This is a genomic window from Jeotgalibacillus salarius (assembly GCF_004405125.1).
GTDB lineage: Bacteria > Bacillota > Bacilli > Bacillales > Jeotgalibacillaceae > Jeotgalibacillus > Jeotgalibacillus salarius.
In genome coordinates this window covers 1-344 of the sequence record NZ_SORX01000028.1, presented here as the reverse complement: position 1 = coordinate 344, position 344 = coordinate 1, and the positions used below count along the sequence as shown (strand labels likewise).

Genomic DNA, 344 nt, shown 5'->3' with positions numbered 1-344 from the left:
GAACTCACGACATCAGCTTGGAAGGCTGAGGTTTTACCACTAAACTACACCCGCAAGTTTTGGTACCGATGGCCGGGGTCGAACCGGCACTCCCGAAGGAACACGATTTTGAGTCGTGCGCGTCTGCCAATTCCGCCACATCGGCATGGTGATATGAATATTACCATACTCATGTATGTATTACAAATCGCTTCATTTATATTTTTGGAGGCGGTAACCGGACTCGAACCGGTGATAAGGGTTTTGCAGACCCGTGCCTTACCGCTTGGCTATACCGCCAAAATAAAAATGGAGCGGAAGACGAGATTCGAACTCGCGACCCCCACCTTGGCAAGGTGGTGTTC

Annotated in this window: 2 tRNA genes; both read right to left on the bottom strand. The window is 50.3% G+C overall.

The features are described from left to right. Window positions 1-60: 60 nt before the first annotated feature. Window positions 61-145, bottom strand: a tRNA-Leu gene (locus E2626_RS17050). Window positions 146-205: 60 nt separating this feature from the next. Then, window positions 206-279, bottom strand: a tRNA-Cys gene (locus E2626_RS17045). Window positions 280-344: the final 65 nt, after the last annotated feature.